19 protein-coding genes are annotated in these 18,365 nt (G+C 66.4%); 7 read left to right on the forward strand and 12 right to left on the reverse strand.

Going from position 1 to position 18,365, the window contains the following annotated elements; genetic code table 11:
- Window positions 1-34: 34 nt before the first annotated feature.
- The 4 genes from proC (at window position 35) to AC1RMY_RS05125 (ending at window position 4,138) form a co-directional block, all read left to right on the forward strand.
- Window positions 35-856, forward strand: coding sequence for a pyrroline-5-carboxylate reductase (gene proC, locus AC1RMY_RS05110; RefSeq protein ID WP_492862868.1), 822 nt, complete (start codon window positions 35-37; stop codon window positions 854-856).
- A 65-nt stretch (window positions 857-921) separates the two neighbouring features.
- Window positions 922-1,683, forward strand: coding sequence for a TetR/AcrR family transcriptional regulator (locus AC1RMY_RS05115; protein ID WP_492862869.1), 762 nt, complete (start codon window positions 922-924; stop codon window positions 1,681-1,683).
- A 98-nt stretch (window positions 1,684-1,781) separates the two neighbouring features.
- Window positions 1,782-3,773, forward strand: coding sequence for a methyl-accepting chemotaxis protein (locus AC1RMY_RS05120; RefSeq protein WP_492862870.1), 1,992 nt, complete (start codon window positions 1,782-1,784; stop codon window positions 3,771-3,773).
- Window positions 3,770-4,138 carry a tRNA-binding protein gene (locus AC1RMY_RS05125; protein WP_492862871.1) on the forward strand — a complete coding sequence of 123 codons (369 nt, stop codon included), beginning with the start codon at window positions 3,770-3,772 and terminating at the stop codon, window positions 4,136-4,138. The genes AC1RMY_RS05120 and AC1RMY_RS05125 overlap by 4 nt, the downstream gene beginning before the upstream one ends.
- Here AC1RMY_RS05125 and AC1RMY_RS05130 read toward each other — a convergent pair.
- From AC1RMY_RS05130 to AC1RMY_RS05145, 4 genes are all read right to left on the reverse strand, one after another.
- Window positions 4,135-5,019, reverse strand: coding sequence for a peptidoglycan recognition protein family protein (locus tag AC1RMY_RS05130; RefSeq protein WP_492862872.1), 885 nt, complete (start codon window positions 5,017-5,019; stop codon window positions 4,135-4,137). The genes AC1RMY_RS05125 and AC1RMY_RS05130 overlap by 4 nt on opposite strands.
- A gap of 27 nt (window positions 5,020-5,046) precedes the next feature.
- Window positions 5,047-6,093 (reverse strand): hypothetical protein, encoded by a 1,047-nt coding sequence (locus tag AC1RMY_RS05135; RefSeq protein ID WP_492862873.1) that lies wholly within the window; start codon window positions 6,091-6,093, stop codon window positions 5,047-5,049.
- 162 nt (window positions 6,094-6,255) lie between these two features.
- Window positions 6,256-7,164, reverse strand: coding sequence for a pyridoxamine 5'-phosphate oxidase family protein (locus AC1RMY_RS05140; protein ID WP_492862874.1), 909 nt, complete (start codon window positions 7,162-7,164; stop codon window positions 6,256-6,258).
- Entirely contained in the window at window positions 7,157-7,792 is a 636-nt protein-coding gene (locus AC1RMY_RS05145; RefSeq protein ID WP_492862875.1) for a glutathione S-transferase, read from the reverse strand. The genes AC1RMY_RS05140 and AC1RMY_RS05145 overlap by 8 nt, the downstream gene beginning before the upstream one ends.
- Before the next feature lie 100 nt (window positions 7,793-7,892).
- On the opposite strand from AC1RMY_RS05145, the gene AC1RMY_RS05150 reads away from it, so the two are divergent.
- On the forward strand, window positions 7,893-8,810 hold the full coding sequence (locus AC1RMY_RS05150) for a LysR family transcriptional regulator (protein WP_492862877.1): 918 nt from the start codon (window positions 7,893-7,895) through the stop codon (window positions 8,808-8,810).
- On the opposite strand, the gene AC1RMY_RS05155 is transcribed toward AC1RMY_RS05150, so the two are convergent.
- The 3 genes from AC1RMY_RS05155 to AC1RMY_RS05165 all read right to left on the reverse strand — a co-directional run bounded on the left by AC1RMY_RS05155 (window position 8,794) and on the right by AC1RMY_RS05165 (window position 11,568).
- Window positions 8,794-10,251: an ATP-binding protein gene (locus tag AC1RMY_RS05155; RefSeq protein WP_492862878.1), complete on the reverse strand. Its 1,458-nt coding sequence runs from the start codon at window positions 10,249-10,251 to the stop codon at window positions 8,794-8,796. The genes AC1RMY_RS05150 and AC1RMY_RS05155 overlap by 17 nt on opposite strands.
- Entirely contained in the window at window positions 10,248-10,976 is a 729-nt protein-coding gene (locus tag AC1RMY_RS05160; RefSeq protein ID WP_492862879.1) for a response regulator, read from the reverse strand. Before AC1RMY_RS05160 ends, AC1RMY_RS05155 begins: the two co-directional genes overlap by 4 nt.
- A gap of 82 nt (window positions 10,977-11,058) precedes the next feature.
- Window positions 11,059-11,568, reverse strand: a complete 510-nt coding sequence (locus AC1RMY_RS05165; RefSeq protein ID WP_492862880.1) for a MarR family winged helix-turn-helix transcriptional regulator — start codon at window positions 11,566-11,568, stop codon at window positions 11,059-11,061.
- A 201-nt stretch (window positions 11,569-11,769) separates the two neighbouring features.
- On the opposite strand from AC1RMY_RS05165, the gene AC1RMY_RS05170 reads away from it, so the two are divergent.
- Window positions 11,770-12,657: a branched-chain amino acid aminotransferase gene (locus AC1RMY_RS05170; protein ID WP_492862881.1), complete on the forward strand. Its 888-nt coding sequence runs from the start codon at window positions 11,770-11,772 to the stop codon at window positions 12,655-12,657.
- Between the two features lie 127 nt (window positions 12,658-12,784).
- Here the strand turns inward: AC1RMY_RS05170 and AC1RMY_RS05175 are convergent, their stop codons facing one another.
- The 5 genes from AC1RMY_RS05175 to uvrC all read right to left on the reverse strand — a co-directional run bounded on the left by AC1RMY_RS05175 (window position 12,785) and on the right by uvrC (window position 17,601).
- Window positions 12,785-13,861, reverse strand: a complete 1,077-nt coding sequence (locus AC1RMY_RS05175; protein WP_492862882.1) for a DUF1176 domain-containing protein — start codon at window positions 13,859-13,861, stop codon at window positions 12,785-12,787.
- Window positions 13,839-14,297 (reverse strand): molybdenum cofactor biosynthesis protein MoaE, encoded by a 459-nt coding sequence (locus AC1RMY_RS05180; protein ID WP_492862883.1) that lies wholly within the window; start codon window positions 14,295-14,297, stop codon window positions 13,839-13,841. The genes AC1RMY_RS05175 and AC1RMY_RS05180 overlap by 23 nt, the downstream gene beginning before the upstream one ends.
- Window positions 14,298-14,450: 153 nt before the next feature.
- Entirely contained in the window at window positions 14,451-14,750 is a 300-nt protein-coding gene (gene moaD / locus AC1RMY_RS05185; RefSeq protein ID WP_492862884.1) for a molybdopterin converting factor subunit 1, read from the reverse strand.
- Complete coding sequence (pgsA, locus tag AC1RMY_RS05190; RefSeq protein ID WP_492862885.1) at window positions 14,747-15,358, reverse strand: CDP-diacylglycerol--glycerol-3-phosphate 3-phosphatidyltransferase; 612 nt, start codon at window positions 15,356-15,358, stop codon at window positions 14,747-14,749. Before pgsA ends, moaD begins: the two co-directional genes overlap by 4 nt.
- 131 nt (window positions 15,359-15,489) lie before the next feature.
- Window positions 15,490-17,601 carry an excinuclease ABC subunit UvrC gene (gene uvrC, locus AC1RMY_RS05195; protein ID WP_492862886.1) on the reverse strand — a complete coding sequence of 704 codons (2,112 nt, stop codon included), beginning with the start codon at window positions 17,599-17,601 and terminating at the stop codon, window positions 15,490-15,492.
- 100 nt (window positions 17,602-17,701) lie between these two features.
- Between uvrC and AC1RMY_RS05200 the strand changes: the two genes are divergently transcribed.
- Window positions 17,702-18,295, forward strand: a complete 594-nt coding sequence (locus AC1RMY_RS05200; RefSeq protein ID WP_492862887.1) for a chloramphenicol phosphotransferase CPT family protein — start codon at window positions 17,702-17,704, stop codon at window positions 18,293-18,295.
- Window positions 18,296-18,365 lie beyond the last annotated feature (70 nt).

Below are 18,365 nucleotides of genomic sequence, written 5' to 3' on the forward strand. Positions count from 1 at the left end.
ACGCCTTGTCCAGAGAGCCGCGAGAGTTCTGCCCATGTCCAGCCCCCTGCCGCAAACGCTCGTCCTTCTCGGCGCGGGCAAGATGGGCGGAGCCATGCTGGAAGGCTGGCTGCGCATCGGCATGAACCCCAAGGGCATCAGCCTGATCGATCCCAAGCCGTCCGACGAGATGGCAGCGCTGGCAAGCGAGAAGGGCATGACGATCAACCCCGACCCGCAATCGCTCGGTTCCGTCGACGTCCTGGTGCTGGCGACCAAGCCGCAGACGCTCGATACCGCAGCGCCGGCCGTGCAGGCCCTGATCCGTCCGCAGACGTTGCTGATCTCGATCCTGGCCGGCAAGACGCTGGGCGATCTGTCGGCGCGCCTGCCCAACGCCACCGCTATGATCCGGGCGATGCCGAACCTGCCGGCTTCGGTGCAGCGTGGCGCCACGGCGGCTGCGGCCGGGCCTGGCGTCACCTCTGCGCAGCGCGCGATGGCGGATGCGCTGCTTGGCAGCATCGGTACGGTCGAGTGGCTGGAGAGCGAGAAGCTGATCGACGCGGTCACAGCTGTTTCGGGCTCTGGGCCGGCCTATGTCTTTCATCTCGTCGAATGCCTGGCTGCGGCTGGCAAGGCGGCGGGGCTGCCCGAGGACATCGCCGAGCGGCTGGCGCGGGCGACGATCGAGGGCGCTGGCGAGATGCTTCACCAGTCACCGCTCTCGCCTGCGACGCTGCGCCAGAACGTGACTTCGCCGGCCGGTACGACCGCTGCGGGGCTGGAGGTGCTGATGGCGGAAGACGGGCTGAAGCCGCTGATGATCAAGACGGTGGCTGCCGCCAAACGTCGCGCCGGCGAGCTTTCGGGCTGAACGGCCTTTCATAGGCCGCGATCGAGGCCTAGATTCATGGGACTGCGTCGTGAAGGAGACGTCCCATGGCCCGCAAACCTGTTTCTCCTGAAGCCAATCCCGCTCCCGGCCCGGCAGCGCCGGCTGCCAATCCGCGCAAGCAGGTCATCGAGGCGCTGATGCGTCTTGCGGCGACGCGTCCCTGGGACGAGATCGAACTCCCCGACATCGCCAGCGAGGCCGGGCTGCCGCTGGCGAAGCTGCGTGATCTGTTCCCATCGAAGCTTGCCATGCTGGGCGGGCTGACCCGCCTCGTGGATGAGGCGGTGATGGCTGAGACCTCCGACGATCTCGCCGGCGAGCCGGTGCGCGAGCGCATGTTCGACCTGGTGATGCGCCGCCTCGATGCGCTTGCGCCCTATAAGGACGCGCTACGCAGGATCGCGCCGGTAGTCCGCCGCGATCCGCTGACGATGGCGCAGCTGAACCGCGGCGCGGTCAATTCCTGGCGTTACATGCTGGCATCGGCCGGAATTCCCACCGAAGATGCGCTCGGCTCCGTGCGGGTGCAGGGCGCCGTCCTGCTGATGGCACGCGTCTCCGAGACCTGGCTTGACGATGACGAACCCGAACTCTCGAAGACGATGGCCCGTCTCGACCGTGAACTGAAGACGGCCGGATGGGTCATGTCGCGGGTGGAGGACATGCATCGGCTGACGGCGCCGCTGCGCTGCCTGGCACGGGCGCTCTGCTCCGGCCGGCGTCCGCATGTGCGTCGGCGCGAGCGGGGCGAAGCGGCGAGGGGGAGGCGCGGAGGCGAGAACGAGGACTTCGCGCCTGCAATTTGAGCAAGCCGTGCCCAATAATGGCCGAAATGCGACATCGTTAAGCGACTCTTAGCCATTTCGCGCGACTCTGAGGAATCTCCATCTCTCAGGGGCTCCGCATGTCGTTGACGAAGAAGCTCGCCACCCTGTCGATCAGCCGCTCCTTCGCGCTGATTGCAGCTCTCGCGATTGTCATCTCGGTCGGGAGCGTCGGGTTGACGCTCTACACTGCGCGTGGCGACATGATCGAGCTGAAGCGCGCCGAGATGAAGAATGCGGTCGAGGCTGCGTCCTCGACAGTCAACAGCTTCCTGGCGCGCGTGGAGAAGGGCGAACTGAAGGAGGCCGAAGCCAAGAAGATGGCGATCGACGCCATCTCCAATGCGCGCTTCGACAACGGCAACTACTACTTCGTCATCGACTACAACGGCATCAGCGTTTCGCATGCCAACAAGAAGATCGAAACGACGGACATGACGCCGCTGAAGGACGCGACGGGCAAGTTCTTCGTTCAGGACATGATCAAGCTCGCCAAGGGACCTGGAGCGGGCTTCGTCGACTATGGCTGGGTCAAGCCGGGCGACAAGGAGCCTTCGCTGAAGATCTCCTACGTCGCTGCCATTCCGAAGTGGCAATGGACGATCGGCTCCGGCCTGCATGTCCACGACGTCGATGCCGCCTTCCTGCGCATGATCGGCGAAGTCGCAGCGGTTCTGGTGCCGCTCGGACTCGTCATGTTCGGGCTCGTCCTCTTCCTGAGCCGCCGCGCCTCCGGCATGCTGGCCTCGCTCGCAGGCACGATGAACGGGCTCGCGGCCGGCGATCTGAAGGCCGAGATCAAGTATCAGGACCGACCTGACGATATCGGTTCGATGGCGCGCGCGCTGGTCGTGTTCCGCGATGCGGCGCTGGCGAAGGACGCGATGGAGGCCGACAAGGCCCGCATGGAGCAGGAGGCTGCCGGCCATCGCGATGCCGCCGACGGCCAGCGCCGGCGCAGCGAGGCGGAGCGGGCCGAGCAGGCGCGGGTGCAGGAAGGCGTCGTCCTTGCGCTCGGCACCGGGCTCGAGCGTCTGGCCGAGGGCGACCTGACCTACCGCATCACCGACAGCTTCGGCTCCGATTACGCCAAGCTCCGCGACGACTTCAACACCGCGATCGCCAAGCTGCAGGAGACGATGCGGCAGATCGCCACCAACACCGAGAGCATGAAGGCCGGATCGGTCGAGATCAGCCAGGCAGCGGACGATCTCGCCGGTCGCACCGAGCAGCAGGCGGCCTCCGTCGAGGAAACCGCGACCGCGCTCGACGAATTGACCGCGACGGTGCGCCAGACGGCGGAGAGCGCGCGGCTCGCCAGCCAGGCGACGACACAGGTCAAGTCCGAGGCCGAACAATCGACCTCGATCGTGCGCGACGCCGTGCTGGCCATGGGCGGCATCGAGAAATCTGCCGACGAGATCTCGCAGATCGTCGGCGTCATCGACGAGATCGCCTTCCAGACCAATCTGCTCGCGCTCAACGCCAGCGTCGAGGCGGCGCGCGCCGGCGACGCCGGCAAGGGCTTCGCGGTGGTCGCGTCCGAGGTGCGGGCGCTCGCCCAGCGCTCGGCCTCTGCGGCCAAGGAGATCAAGGAACTGATCGCCGCCTCGAACAGCGAGGTCGAGAAGGGCGTCACGCTCGTCGGCCAGACCGGCAGCGCGCTCCAGCGGATGGCGGAGGAGATCACACGAGCGACGTCGCTTGTCGCCGAGATCGCCGGTGCGGCCCAGGAACAGGCCTCGGGCCTTCAGGAGGTCAATACCGCGGTCGGAGAAATGGACCAGTCGACCCAGCAGAACGCCGCCATGGCCGAGCAATCGACGGCGGCCGCGCATTCGCTGTCGCAGGAGGCCGACCGGCTCTCGGCGCTGGTCGCGCGCTTCCAGCTCGGCGGCGACGTCGCCGGGCTGAAGGCGATGGCCAGGACGATGCAGGCCGCCGTCGCGCCGGCGCCCGCGCCGCGTGCGGCCGCTCCGCGCGCCGCGCAGCCTATGGCCTACTCCAGTGGCGCGGCAACGGCCCGCAAGATCGACCCCAGCGCCCATGACAAGGATTGGGAAGAGTTTTGAGCACGTCGCCCACCGCCGCCGAGCCGGCCGCCACGATCGGCTTCGATGATTTCCTGAAGGTCGACATCCGCGTCGGCACCATCGTCGAGGCCGCTCCCTATCCTGAAGCCCGCAAGCCTTCGATCAAGCTGGTGATCGATTTCGGCGGTGCCATCGGCCTGAAGAAGTCCTCGGCGCAGATCACGAAGCACTACAAGCCCGAGGACCTGCCGGGGCGGCAGGTCCTGGCGGTGGTGAATTTCCCGCCGCGCCAGATCGGCAAGTTCATGTCCGAGGTGCTGACGCTCGGCGTGCCCGATGCCGAGGGCGAGGTGGTGCTGATCGGCCCCGGGCACGACGTGCCGAAGGGTGGGCGGCTTTTCTAAGCGAGCTCGCCTTGGTCGATACTTTCCCTTCGATCTCGACCTCTCGCTGCGCGGCGATCATGCCCGCTCGTTGCAAGGCTGATCGGGCCGGCTTGTTGGTTCCCGGATAGGGCAGCGAGGATAAGCGGCCAGGTTTTGGGTCCCACGATCCCGTCGGCGACGAGATCGCCGTTGTTCCTCTGAAAGATACGGACTGCCGATTCGGTTGCCGGCCCGAATTTGCCATCGCCCTCGACCCCGACGACATCCTGGACGATGCGGACATCCTCGCCCCGCGACCCGCGTCGCAGCGTCGGTTTGCCCGAGCTCGGATCCTCGGCCGGAATCAGGGGACGAACGATTCCGACGCCGCGCATGATGTCGCCGACCTCCATCCGGAACCGATCCATGTCGAAGCGTGGGTCGGGCTTCCGGGGGCCGGCATATTCCCTGTGCCCGCAGCACATTTCGGGTCCGGCTCCGATGTGTTTGAGGATCGCCGCGACACCCCGGCGATAGGCGTCCATCTGGACGTCCGGCCAGGCATCCTCCAGTCGGCCGCGATTTTCTCCCTCGATCCCGATGAAGCTCGAATTGCCGGTCGAGATCCCCATGTGGGTTCCGGCGCCAGCATGATTGGCCCGTCCCGCAGCGATGACATAGTAGGTGCCGTCGCGGGCGAGACCCAATTGAGACAACGGTCCCGGCAGATCAGATCGGCCGACCTTGAGTGTGTTCAGCGACGGCATGTTCCCGGCCCCGGACGAGGCGGTGTGATGACACATCACGCCCCGCACGCGCCCCATATCCCCCCGGCCGCGACTGGCCCAGCCATCGGCTTCGGCGACTTTCAGTCCCGCCTGACGAAGCACTTCAGGCAACCAGATCAACGCAAACGCCATCGACGCGCCCTCCAGAGTTCGGCCGGGTCAGGCCGCTTGCTTTTCCACGCCCCCCGACGCCTCCGGAAGTTCCACGTCGTCGGTCAACTCGGCTTCGGTGAGCTCGATGCCGCAGAGGCAGCCATCGACATGTTCATGCACGCCGTCGACCATCTGCCGATACCCGTCGGGCTGTTCGCCAGCCGACTCCGCGACGGCGGAACGGAGGCCACGCGGATTCTGCTCGTTGGCGGCCGATTTCGCTTCGGCGGCAACCGCCACCGGCGCGGCCTCTCCAGGAGTTGCTTTCGTCCCATTCAGGGCGACGCTGCCGAGAAAGTCGCCGACCATCCGTTCGGAGAATCCGGCCAGAATCGCGATCACCAGCACGGCGTCGAAATTGGTCAGATCGACCGGCTGCTTTCCAAGCCCGACCGTCACGAATTCTGCCTTCAGCAGGGAGAGCAGGATGATTGCCGAGATCGCGCCGATTGCGATCCGCAGCGTTGCATCGATGACGTTGTCGCGGCGTTGCAGGTCGGTGCGGATATTCCTGCTGCGAATTCCCAAGGCGATCGAGAACAGAGCGCCCACTGCGCCCACTCCGATGGCAAACCGGAGATCCGGCGGTCCGAAGGCATTGCCGGCGATCAGCGCGAGCAGGCTGACCAGCGTGGCGACGATCATGTATTCGACCCGGCCGATCGAGGTTCTTTCCTTGAGAATGTCGTCCTTGACTGCTGCCAGAAGCAGGGCTGCGTGGGACTGGTCACCCTGCAAGGCAACGGTCAGGGCGTCGGCGGTTCTCCGGTCGAACCAGCGCGCCTTGGCTTGGTTCCTGCCGGTATTGTACCATTTGATACTGCGCCAACCGTCGATGAGCCCATTGATCTCGCCGCGGATCGGGTTCAGGGGCGCCAATGCCAGGCGCTGCTCGCGGCCCAGTTCCGGGTCATCGGCAAACTGGACCATGACGCGCTCCGCGGTGCGGTACACAGCATATGTCCCGCTGACCTTGCTGTAGACCGTCTCGATCTGCGCGCCCGTGAAATCAGGCTGATCAGCGACAATATCCGCGACGGCCGTCCCGTTCATCTCTGCCCCCCCGATTTAGAGGTCAGTGTGGAATATAATCGTATAAGTTGCAATATACCATCTGCGTCTCCTTTGGTTGTAATTCTGTCGGGCCGGAACAATGCCCGGGTTTGTCCTCGCGCTGCCGGGGGCGGGGCGCCCGGCCTCATCGTCCTCTGACGATCAGAGAGCGGCGCGTATCATGGATTGCACCAAATCCGGCTCCGACCAGCGGAGCGGCAAGGCGTTCTCGCGACGCCAGCCGTGCTCGACATGGAAGCGCCAGAGCCGCTCGGCGCCGTCCAGACGGGAGACTTCGTCGCCGCTCCAGACGATCTCGGTGACGCCCTGCAACTGCAGTGTCGTGCCTGCTGCGAAATCGACGAAGAGCAGGGCGGCGCGGGGCTCCAGCAACAGGTTTCCGAAGGTGTTGAAATAGCGGTTGCCGGCGAAGTCCGGGATCGTCAGGGTTTCGCCTTCCAGCCGCAGGAAGCCCGGCCTGCCGCCGCGATGCGACATGTCCAACCCGCCGCCGACATGGCCGGGCGGGGTGGTGCTGGCGACGAAGAAGGTGTCGGCTGCGGCGATCAGGGCGTGGGCCGCGTCGTCTAGCCTGGCCAGCGGCGCGCTCACTCCCGGCGCTACGGGTTGCCTCCGGAGGCGATGACGGATCTGGATGTATTTCGCGCAGTTGCCGAAGCTCTGATCGACCGCGACGTCGAAGCCGCTCGCATCCCGCGCAGCGACGATCCCGTTGGCGCGGTTGCGACGCCTGGTTTCGAACTCGATCCCGAGAAGGCCGATCGGCGATCCGGGCTGAAGGGCCGCACGGGCAGGGTCGTCTTCCATAGGCAAAGCGCGCAGGGAGAGCGTTGTCGCCATCGGGCTGGAGGCGAAACCGGGTTCGCCGGTCAGGACCGTCGCCAGCGGCCAGCCTTCCGCATCGAGCAGCCCCGCGAACAGCCAGGGCAGCCCGGCGAAGAAATTGCGGTGTTGATCCGGCATGAAGAGCCTGATGCCGGCGCCATGCGACGAGACGCCGGCAAAAGCCTGCGCCGCACGCTCGCCGTCGTGGAACGGGTTGTCAGCCATGGGAGGCCTCGGGCGTGGGCAAGGGCGAAGCCGGCATCGCGCTGAAGAACGGCAGGGCCTCGATGCGCCCGATCCAGTCTCTGACCGCCTTGTACGGCTGAAGCGGAATGCCGCCTTCCGGCGCATGGGCCACATAGGAATAGCAGGCGAGGTCGGCGAGCGTCGGATGGGCGGCGGCGAGGAAGGCACGACCGGCGAGATGCTCGTCCATCCAGGCGAGGACGCGCCGCGCGACGCGTTCGGCGCGGCCGATATCGTCGCTGACGCCGAACTGGCGGATGAGGCGGGCCGTGGCGGGGCCGTGCATCACCTCGCCCGCGGCGACCGACAGCCAGCGCTGCACGGCGGCAGCGGTCACGGGATCGTCCGGGAGCCAGTCGCTGTCGGGGGCGTAGCGCTTCACCAGATAGACCATGATCGCGTTGCTGTCGCAGAGCACGGTCGATCCGTCCTCCAGCACGGGAATCTGCTGGAACGGATTGAGCCGGCGGAAGGCATCGCCGCGGCGGATTTCGGCCGGGGCGGGCTCCAGCCTGTAGGGCAGGCCGAGCGCGCGCAGCAGAAGTTCGACGCGATGGGCGTGGCCCGAGAGCGGCGTGCCGTGAAGGGTGAGCGGTGTCCGGGTCATGCGTCTCGATCTCCAAAAGGGCTTACGCAGCATGATCGTTGCGCATTTCGGCCAAAATCCGTTATCTCTGAAACTTAGAATTCCACTTTTTGGAACAGTCATGGATCGGCTCGACGAACTCGCGATCTTTGTCGCCATCGTGGAGGCCGGCAGCCTCGCCGGCGCGGCGCGGCGTCTCAATCGATCACGGCCGGCGGTGACGCGGGCGCTGGCGTCGTTGGAGGAGCGGACCGGGACGCGCTTGATCGCCCGCAGCACGCGCCGCCTGGCGCCGAGCGATGCGGGCCGCGAACTCTCCGTGACGGCGCGGCGCCTGCTCGCGGATTACGAGGCGTCGCTCGGCGATGCGGCAGCCGCGCCGGTGCGTGGCCTGCTGCGGATCACCGCGCCGCTCGCCTTCGGCCGCCGCCATGTCACGCCTGTCGTCACGGAGTTCCTGGACCGTCATCCCGAGGTCCAGATCGAGCTCGTGCTGGCGGATCGCAATCTCGACCTGATCGACGAGGATCTGCACCTTGCCGTTCGCATCGGCCCGCTGGCGAATTCGCGCTTCGTAGCCCGTAAGATCGGCGAGATCCGGCGGTTGCTCGTCGCCTCCCCCGATTATCTGCGACGAAGAGGTGCGCCGGCGACGCCGGCCGATATCGCGGGGCACGACACGATCGCGAGCGCCGCTGTCGGCCCGGGGCTGACCTGGCGCTTCGGCGGTCCGGGCGGCGAGGCGCGCGTCGTGGTGGCGCCGCGCTTCATCGTCAACGAGATCGAGGCCATTTTGATCGCAGCGCGGGCGGGGAGGGGGCTCGCCAGGCCGCTGTCCTATCAGGTTGCGGAAGATCTGGAATCGGGTGCGCTGCTGCGACTGCTTCCGGACTACGAGCCGCCGCCCTTGCCGGTCCAGCTCGTCGTGCCGGGCGGGCGGCATCCCGCCCCGAAGGTTCGAGCCTTCTTCGACTATGCCGCCGAACGCTTGCCGAAGCTCGCGCCCATCGCCGGCGGTGAGGTCAGACCGGCAGCCTGACCGTTGCGCGCAGGCCGCCCAGCGGCGAATCCGAGAGGATGATGTCGCCGCCATGGGCGCGGGCGATGTCGCGGGCGATGGCGAGGCCGAGACCCGTGCCGCCGGAGTCGACATTGCGGGCCTCGTCGAGTCGGAAGAAGGGCCGGAAGACGTCCTCGCGCTGCTCGGGCGCGATGCCGGGGCCATCGTCATCGACCATGACGATCAGATAGCGCGCGTCATGGGTCGCGCGAATGGCGATGCGGTCGCCGAAGCGGGCGGCATTCGAGACGAGATTGGTCATCAGCCTGCGGAAGGCATCCGGCCTGATCACCACCAGCGGATCGCCGACGACCGTCAGTTCGGTCTGGTGGCCCTGCCGCTCGGCATCGGATTTCAGCTCCTCCATCAAAGCGCGGATGTCGGTCTCGACGGCCGCTTCGCCGGCATCGCCGCGGGCGAAGGCGAGATAGTCCTCGAGCATCCGGCTCATCTCGTCGACGTCCTTTTCGAGCGCGTCGATTTCCGATGAGCGCTCCAGCAGGGCAAGCGAGAGCTTGAAGCGCGTCAGGATGGTGCGCAAATCGTGGCTGACGCCGTTCAGCATGGTCGTGCGCTCGCCGACGGCGCGCTCGACGCGGCGCTTCATTTCGATGAAGGCGTTGCCGGCGCGGCGGACCTCGCGGGCGCCGCGCGGCCGGAACTCCGCGTCGCGGCCCTTGCCGAAGGCCTCGGCCGCATCGGCGAGACGGAGGATCGGGCGGATCTGGTTGCGCAGGAACAGCACCGCGATCGTCAGCAGGATCAGCGAGGTGCCGAGCATCCAGACCAGGAAGATGTGGCTGTTGCTGGCATAGGCCGAATTCCGCCGCGTCAGGATGCGCATGACGTTCCTGCCGAGCTTGATCCTGATTTCGATCAAGCTGGAGCGGCCGACCGTATCGAGCCAGAACGGGCGTGCGACCTGCTGGGCCAGTTCGGCCGAGAGCGCGCTGTCGAGCAGCGAGAAGAATGGCCGGGGGCCTGGCGGCGGCAGGTCGGAATCGGGGATGATGTCGAGGTCCATGCCGAGCCTGTCCGCCGCGATCCGCGCGAGCACGCTGGCGTCGGCATCCTGCGGATAGCTTTCATAGACGTCGATCATCGTGGCGATGTCGGCCGATACGGCCGATGACAGGCGCTGCGTCACGGTCTGCCAGTGTCGTTCCATGAAGACATAGGCGATGACCGATTGCAGCAGCACGACCGGCGCGATGACGATCACCAGCGCACGCGGATAGAGGCCCTTGGGCATGAAGCGGGCGATCGAACGAAGTGGCCTGCCTGCGAACCGCAGCCAGGGCTTCAGCCTGTTGTTGAGGCTCGCCTTCCAGGAGGCCCCGGCCGAGGCGATGCGCGACAAGCGGGCGCCGAGCGCCTGCGTCACGCCCCTGCGACGCCTGCCGGGCTGGAGCGGCGTCACGTCCGATCCGTCAGGAGGCGATAGCCGACGCCGCGGACGGTCTGGAGATAGAGCGGATCGGCCGGATCGCGCTCGATCTTGCGGCGCAAGCGGTTCATCTGGACATCGACGGTGCGGTCGTTTGCGGCGCTGCCCTGCGCCGCCAGCTCCTCGCGCGGTACCACTTCGCCGGCGCGCTCGGCCAGGGCGGTCAGGATCTCGCGTTCGCGCTCCGTAAGGCGGATCGGCTCCTCGCCCTTTCGCAATTCACCGCGCGAGAGCCCGTAGAGGAATGGGCCGAAGCGGACGAAATCGGGCCGCGGGCCGGACTGCGCGGTATCGACGACGATGGTCCGCTTCAGGATGTTGCCGAGTCGCAGCAGCAGTTCGCGCGGCTCGAAAGGCTTGGCGAGATAGTCGTCGACGCCGATCTCCAGCCCGTTGATCCGGTCCTTGCCGTCGGCGCGGGCGGTGAGCATCAGGATCGGCACGGCGGAATCGGTGCGCAGGCGGCGGGCGAAGTCGAAGCCGTTCTCGCCGGGCATCATGATGTCGAGCACCATGGCATCGAAGACGAGGCGCGCGAGCCGCAGATCCGCATCTGCCGCATTGGCGGCCGTGGTCACCCGGTACCCATTGTCGCCGAGGAAGCGCGCCAGCAGGTCGCGCAGACGGCGGTCGTCGTCGACCACAAGGATGTGGGGTGCTTCGTCGGGCAGCGGCTTGCGTGCCGGCTGTGCGGCCATGTGTCTTTCGTCCTTGCGGGCCTGCGCCCTCGCGTTCCTGAGCGGTCGTCGTCTTGCGCAGCCTTGGTCCTGCGCTGGCTCCTCATCGCGGCGCGGCGAGGAAGCTCTGCACCTTGTGGCGTTCGGTCGGATCGATCAACCCCGCGAGATAGAGCGCGACCGTCTCGGCCGCCTCCGGCGCGAGGTCGCCGAGCGCGGCGTTGATCCGTTTCGCCTGTAGCTGGACGAGGCGCAAGGCGAGATCCTGCCCTGCCTGAGTGGTGTGCAGATGGCGCTGGCGCTTGTCCTGGATGCCGGTACGCTGCTCAACGAAGCCGGTCTCGACCAGTTCCTTCAGGACGCGGTTCAGGCTCTGCTTGGTGATCTTCAGGATGTCGAGCAATTCTGCGATGGTCAGTCCCGGACGGCGCAGGACGAAATGCAGGACGCGGTGGTGGGCGCGGCCGAAGCCGTATTCGGCGAGGATACGGTCGGGGCCGCCGACGAAGTCGCGGTAGGCAAAGAACAGGAGCTCGATCAGGTCATACGGCACGGCCTCGCCCGGGGAGACGCGTCCGCCGGCGTCGATCGGTCCGGGTTGCGTCTCGGGCATCGCAGGCGTCCTGAAATTTATGTCAGTGATGTTGACATATCTCAGACGGAAGATTACCCGTCAAGCGCGCTGAACGACGGAATATGTCGCAAGACGATGTTGCGGCGCAGTATCATTCCGGCCTTTCGCCTCTGCCGCCATGGTGACGGTGTATGAGGCGCAACGGATAGCAGGGCCGGACGTGCCAAGAGGAGCACCCCCATGTCAGTCATTCCTTTCGACCAGCGCGACGGCGTCATCTGGTTCGACGGCAAGCTCGTGCCGTGGAAGGACGCGAAGATTCACGTACTGACCCATGGGCTCCACTACGGCTCCTGCGTGTTCGAGGGCGAGCGCTCCTATGACGGTGTGATCTACAAGTGCACCGAGCACTCGCAGCGCTTCCAGAAGTCGGCCGAGATCATGGATTTCACGATCCCCTATTCGGTCGCCGAGCTCGACGAGGCGAAGTATCTCTGCCTCAAGGAGAACGGGCTGAAGGACGCCTATGTCCGCCCGGTCGCCTGGCGCGGCTCCGAGATGATGGCGGTTTCCGGCATCAACAACACGATCCACACCGCCATCGCGGTCTGGGAATGGCCGAGCATGTTCGACATGGCGCAGAAGCTGAAGGGCGTGCGCCTCGACGTCGCGAGCTATCGCCGGCCGGACCCGGCCTGCGCGCCGGTCCATGCCAAGGCGGCGGGGCTCTACATGATCTGCTCGCTGTCCAAGCACAAGGCGGAGCGCGCCGGCTATGCCGATGCGATGATGCTCGACTGGGAAGGCAATGTCGCCGAATGCACCGGCGCCAACATCTTCTTCATCAAGGACGGCGTGATCCACACCCCGCTCGCCGATCGCTTCCTGAACGGCATCACCCGCCAGTCGGTGATCGAGCTGTGCAAGCAGCGCGGCTTCGAGGTGATCGAGCGCCGCATCCGCCCGGAGGAGCTGGAAGGCTTCAGCGAGTGCTTCATCACCGGTTCGGCTGCCGAGGTGACGCTGGTCTCCGAGATCGGCCCCTACTCCTTCATCACCGGCAATATGGGCAAGGTGATCATGGAGGACTATTCCGACGCGGTGCGGCCGAAGTCGAAGGCGGCGTGAGGATGCTAGCCTCTCGCTAGAACAACCGTCATGCTCGCCCTTGTGGCGAGCATCCACGTCTTGAACACCGGCTTCGCCGAAGGAAGGCGTGGATGGTCGGGACAAGCCCGACCATGACGGCACTGCGTCAATTTCCCGCCTTCTCCGCGCTCCGGAACAGCGTAATCCAGTCGTCGCCGGGGATCAGGCGGCAGGTGTCCATCGCGCTGATCTGCAGCACTGCGAAACGCATGCTGTTCCAGCCATAGGAGCCCGAGGTGCCGCAATCGCCGATGCCGCGGCCCTTTGCGTAGAACATCACGCGGCCGGATTTCGGATCGAAATCGGCATTCACCAGCTCGTTGCCTGGCTTGTCGCGGTTGCCTTCGAACTCCGCCGGCCTCGCTTTGGCGACATCGCGGCCGGGAACCAGCCAGAACTGGCTGGAGACATTGTAGGCGCCACGAGAGCAGGCGACGACGACCAGCCGGGTCGTATCGTCCAGCGCAAAGGCTCCGTCCGAGCCATCGGATAGATCCTCGCAGGAATCGCGTTCGCGTCGGTTCAACTCAGCGCGCATGGCTTTGACCAGCGCCACCGCCTGATCCTTCGTGAGAGGCTTGCCGCTGGCCGGCTTGCTGATGATGACGGGCAGCGCCGGTGCGGCCGGCACGGTGCCGACCGTTCCCTTGCGGATCAGGGCGGTCGGCGTGTTGAGCCGGCCCTGCCTTTCGTCGATCCAGAGCATGGCCGCGACCGAACCGGCGAGCGAAAGCTTGAAGTTGCGCTGTTCGATCCTAGCCGTCAGCACTGTCGCCTTGCGCGCGGCTGCGATCAGCGCTTCGGCCTCGGCCGGCGCGATTGCGATCTCTGCGGTCTCGCCGTCGATACTCCCGCCTTGGAGGCGACGTCCGGCTGCCGGAAAGGGTGCGCCGTCCAACGCCAGCTCGACCGCAAACTGCCTCGGCAGCTTCGAGGAGCGCAGCTTCAGGGCGAGGGAGGGGCCGCCATTCGGGCCGGCGGGACGGTCGAGGCGCAGGAAGGCGACCTCGTCGTCGGTCTCGTTCGGCAGCGAGAGCGCCGTGCAGGTCTTGGTGTTGTCGCAGCCGGCGATCCAGTCGCGGAAGGTCTTCATCTCGCCGATCTGCGCCAGCGCGGGCGCCGCGAAGGTCAGCGAGAGCAGCAGGGCGCCAAACGCGGCTTCAATTCCAGCGGAGCGCCGCATCGTCGTCCTCCCGCTTCGCCTCGACCCAGCCGCCGACGCTGCCGTCGGCGAGATGCTCGCGCTTCCAGAAGGGCGCGCGGGTCTTGAGGTAGTCCATCATGAAGTCGGCCGCCTCAAAGGCGGCGCTGCGATGGGCGGAAGCCGCGATGACCAGGACGATCTGCTCGCCCGGGCTGACGAGTCCGTAGCGATGGATCGCCGTGAGCCCGAGCAGCGGCCAGCGTGCGATTGCTTGCCCGGCGACACGGGCGATCTCCGCCTCGGCCATGCCGGGATAGTGTTCCAGTTCGAGCGCAGCCAACATGCCGCCCTCGTCGCGGCAGAGCCCGGTGAAGCTGACCACGGCGCCGATGTCGCGCCGCCCGGCCGAGAGCGCGGCGAGTTCGACGGCGAGGTCGAAATCCTCGCGCTGGATGCGGATGGCAGGAGTGATCATTTCTGTTCCCACCGCGCCGTCATCCCGGGCGACCAAAGGGAGACCCGGGATCCATGCCGGAACCTCACCTGTGCGTGCTCCGGCATGGATCCCGGATCTCCGCTTCGCTGCGTCCGGGATGACCCGCGTTTCTCGACGTGGGCCATCGCCCAACTACCCGCCGGTCATGGGCGGGAAGAAGGCGATCTCGCTCGCGCCCTCGAGGCTCGCGCCGGGTTTGACATGCGTCTGGTTGATCGCGGCGCGGACCAGCGTTTCGTCGGCGAAGGCGGCGGCGTAGCCCTCGTCGCGGCCTTTCAGCCAGCGCACGAGGTCGAGCACGGTCTGCATGCCCTGCGGCAGCGCGACCTGCTCCTCGGCCAGCCCGACGCGCTCGCGCACCCAGGCGAAATAGACCAGCTTGACCGTGCGGGTGGCGGAAACCGGCGCAGATGTCGCGAGAGCCTGCGTCATGGTTCGCGCGTGTCCTCCTCGACCAGATGGCGGATGCCGGCGTTGAAATAGTCCCAGCCCGTATAGATGGTCAGGGCGGCCGCGACCCACAACATGACGATGCCGATCTGGGTGTTGTACGGCAGCACCTTGTCGCCGGCGGGGCCCGCGACGAGGAAGCCCAGTGCGAGCAGTTGCGCGGTGGTCTTCCATTTCGCGATCCTGCTGACCGGCACGCTGACCTTCAGCTCCGCCAGGAACTCGCGCAGGCCCGAGACCAGGATCTCGCGGCAGAGAATGACGATGGCCGCCCAGAGCGACCAGCCATGGATCGTGCCGTCGGCGACGAGCATCAGCAGCAGCGCGCAGACCAGCAGCTTGTCGGCGATCGGATCGAGCATGCGGCCGATCGCGGATTGCTGGCTCCAGGCCCGCGCGATGTAGCCGTCGAGATAGTCCGTGATGGCGGCGAGCGCATAGATTCCGAGCGCCAGCCAGCGCATCCAGTCGTCGCGCGGCCAGAACAGAATCGCCACCAGCGCCGGAATCGCCAGGATCCGGCCGTAGGTGAGCAGGTTCGGCAGCGACCACGGGCCGCGCCGCCTGATGGCGTCTGGAAGAATCGTCACGGGAATCACCAAAGCAGCCGGTCGGTGACAGCGTCAACACGCAAAGGCGAGATCACGTCATGCGCGGCGCAAAGCCGCGACGGAATTCGGGCAAGCGCAGCGACGGTTTGGCGGCGTCGGCCATCGCCGCCTTACGCGTCATGGAAATAATCATGCACCGCCTTGGCCGTGGCAGCATTGACGCCAGGCGTCCGCATCAGGTCGTCGAGCTTGGCGCGCTGGATCGCCTTGACCGTGCCGAAATGCAGCAGCAGCGCCCGTTTCCGCGAGGGGCCGATGCCGGGAATCTCGTCGAGCGGGTTCTTCATCGTGTCCTTCTTGCGCCTGGCGCGATGCGTGCCGATCGCGAAGCGGTGCGCCTCGTCGCGCAGGCGCTGGATGAAGTAGAGCGCCGGATCGCGCGGGGGCAGCTTGAAGGGCTCGCGGCCGGCCATGTGGAAGGTTTCGCGCATGGCGTTGCGGTCGGCGCCCTTGGCGATCGCGACGAGCGGGATGTCGCCGGCACCGAGTTCGGCCATGATCCTGCGGGCCGCCTCGAACTGCCCCTTGCCGCCGTCGACGATGACGAGGTCGGGACGCGAGGGGAAAGCGTCGTCGTCTTCCTCCGTGGACGCAGGCCCGCCGATCCCACGTGAGCCCTCATCCTGAGGAGCGCCGTCAGGCGCGTCTCGAAGGATGCCCGCAGAGACTCCGTCACCCTCTGGAGCATCCTTCGAGACGCCGCTACGCGGCTCCTCAGGATGAAGGCTGGAGGGTAGCGTGCCAGCCTCCTTCGCCAGCCTTGCAAACCTGCGTTGCAGCACCTCGCGCATCATGCCGAAATCATCGCCGGCGATGGTGTCGGCCGAGATGTTGAAGGTGCGGTAGTGGCTCTTCATGAAGCCGTCCCGCCCCGCGACGACCATGCCGCCGACGGCGTTCGTGCCCATGATGTGGGAGTTGTCGTAGACCTCGACCCGGCGTGGCGGCCTCTCCATGCCGAAGGCGGCGCCCAGCGCCGCCAGCAGCGAACTCTGGCCGGCATTGTCGGCGAGCTTGCGCGAGAGCGCCTCGCGGGCGTTCTTGCGGGCGTGCTCCACGAGATCGACGCGCTCGCCGCGCTTCGGGTGGGTGACCTCGACCTTGCGGCCGGCGCGCGCCGAGAGCGCCTGCGCGATCAGTTCGATGTCCTCGACCGGATGCGAGAGCAGGACGAGGCGCGGTGGCGGCTTGTCGTCGTAGAATTGCGTAACGACCGAGGCCAGCACCTCGGCCGGGGTCAGGCTGCGGTCCGCACGGGGAAAGAGCGCGCGGTTGCCCCAGTTCTGCTTGTTGCGGAAGAAGAAGAGCTGGACGCAGAACTGCCCGGCCTGCTCGTCGATGGCGAAGACATCGGCCTCCTCGACGCCTTGCGTGTTGATGTCCTGTCCGGCCTGCACGGCCGAGAGCGCGGCCAGCCGGTCGCGGTAGCGCGCCGCCTTCTCGAATTCGAGGTTTTCGGCTGCGTCCTGCATGCGTGCCGAAAGCAATTGCTTCACGCTGGAGGAGCGCCCGGAGAGGAAGTCGCGGGCCTGGCCGGCGAGCGCCTGATAGTCGGGAATCGAGATCTCGCCGGTGCAGGGGCCGGCGCAGCGCTTGATCTGGAAGAGCAGGCAGGGGCGCGTGCGGTTCTCGTAGAAGCTATCAGTGCAGGAGCGCAGCAGGAACGCCTTTTGCAGCGCGTCGATGGTGCGCTCCACGGCCCAGACCGAGGCGAAGGGGCCGAAATAATCGCCCTTGCGATGGCGCGAGCCGCGGTGCTTGGCGATCTGCGGCGCCTCGTGGTCGCCGGTCAGTAGGATATAGGGGAAGCTTTTGTCGTCGCGCAGCAGCACGTTGTAGCGCGGCCGTAGCTGCTTGATCAGGTTGGATTCGAGCAGCAGCGCTTCGGTTTCCGTCCCCGTGGTGACGAATTCCATGTTTGCCGTCTCGGCGATCATCCGCGCGACGGCGTTGGTGTGCGCCATGCCGCGGGCATAGGCCGTCACCCGGTTCTTCAGGCTCTTGGCCTTGCCGACATAGAGCACCTCGCCGGCGCGATCGAACATGCGGTAGACGCCGGGCTTGTTGGGCAGATGCTTCGCGAAGCCGGCGATGACCTCGATGCCGGCCTTGAGCGCGCCGGGTGCGGCTTCCGAGAGGACAAGCGTGGGTTCGGCGGGAAGCGGGGCCTCCTCGGCCTCGATCTCGTTCTCTGGCAGATCGTCCTGGCGTTCGCGATTCATGGCTTGCATGTAGGATGCCGGAACAGCTTCGTCATGTCAGGAATGTAAGAAGCGAGGTGAGGCTCCATTCACTCCAATCCGTTCCCCCAAGGACATTCGCGTGTCTGATATCGCGCAGCCTGTTCCCGGCCGCATCATTCTACTCAACGGCGCGTCGAGCAGCGGCAAGTCCTCACTGGCCCGTGCCATCCAAAGCCGGATCGATACGCCGTTCTGGCATATCTCGATCGATCATCTGCGTGACTCCGGCGTGTTGCCCACGACTCGGATCAGGAGCGGTGAGTTCGACTGGCGGATGATGCGGGAGGCCTTCTTTCTCGGATTCGAACGCTCGCTGCTCGCCTATGTCGAGGCCGGCAACGACCTTATCGTCGAACACATCATGGAGAGCGCGCCCTGGCTACTGCGCCTCGCGGAGACCCTTTCGGGCCATGACGTGTTCTTCGTCGGCGTTCACTGCGACCTCGACGAACTCGAGCGGCGGGAGGGATCGCGGGGCGACCGGCCTCTCGGCGACGCCCGGCGCGACTACCATCGCATCCATTCCTATTGCCTCTACGATGTCGAGGTGGATGGAATGCACCATCCCGACATCAATGCCGATGCCGTGATCGCGGCGTGGAAAGCGCGGTCCGCGCGATCGGCGTTCCGGAAACTCGTCCCCATCTTGAGAACTGCGCTCGCGTCATCTTGACAACGGCGTCGGATGGCGGCGCGTCGTCATTTCACTTGACCTCGCGGCTTTGGCGTCCCCATCACCGTGC

Source organism: Allobosea sp. GW822-FHT03F07 (genome assembly GCF_058801345.1).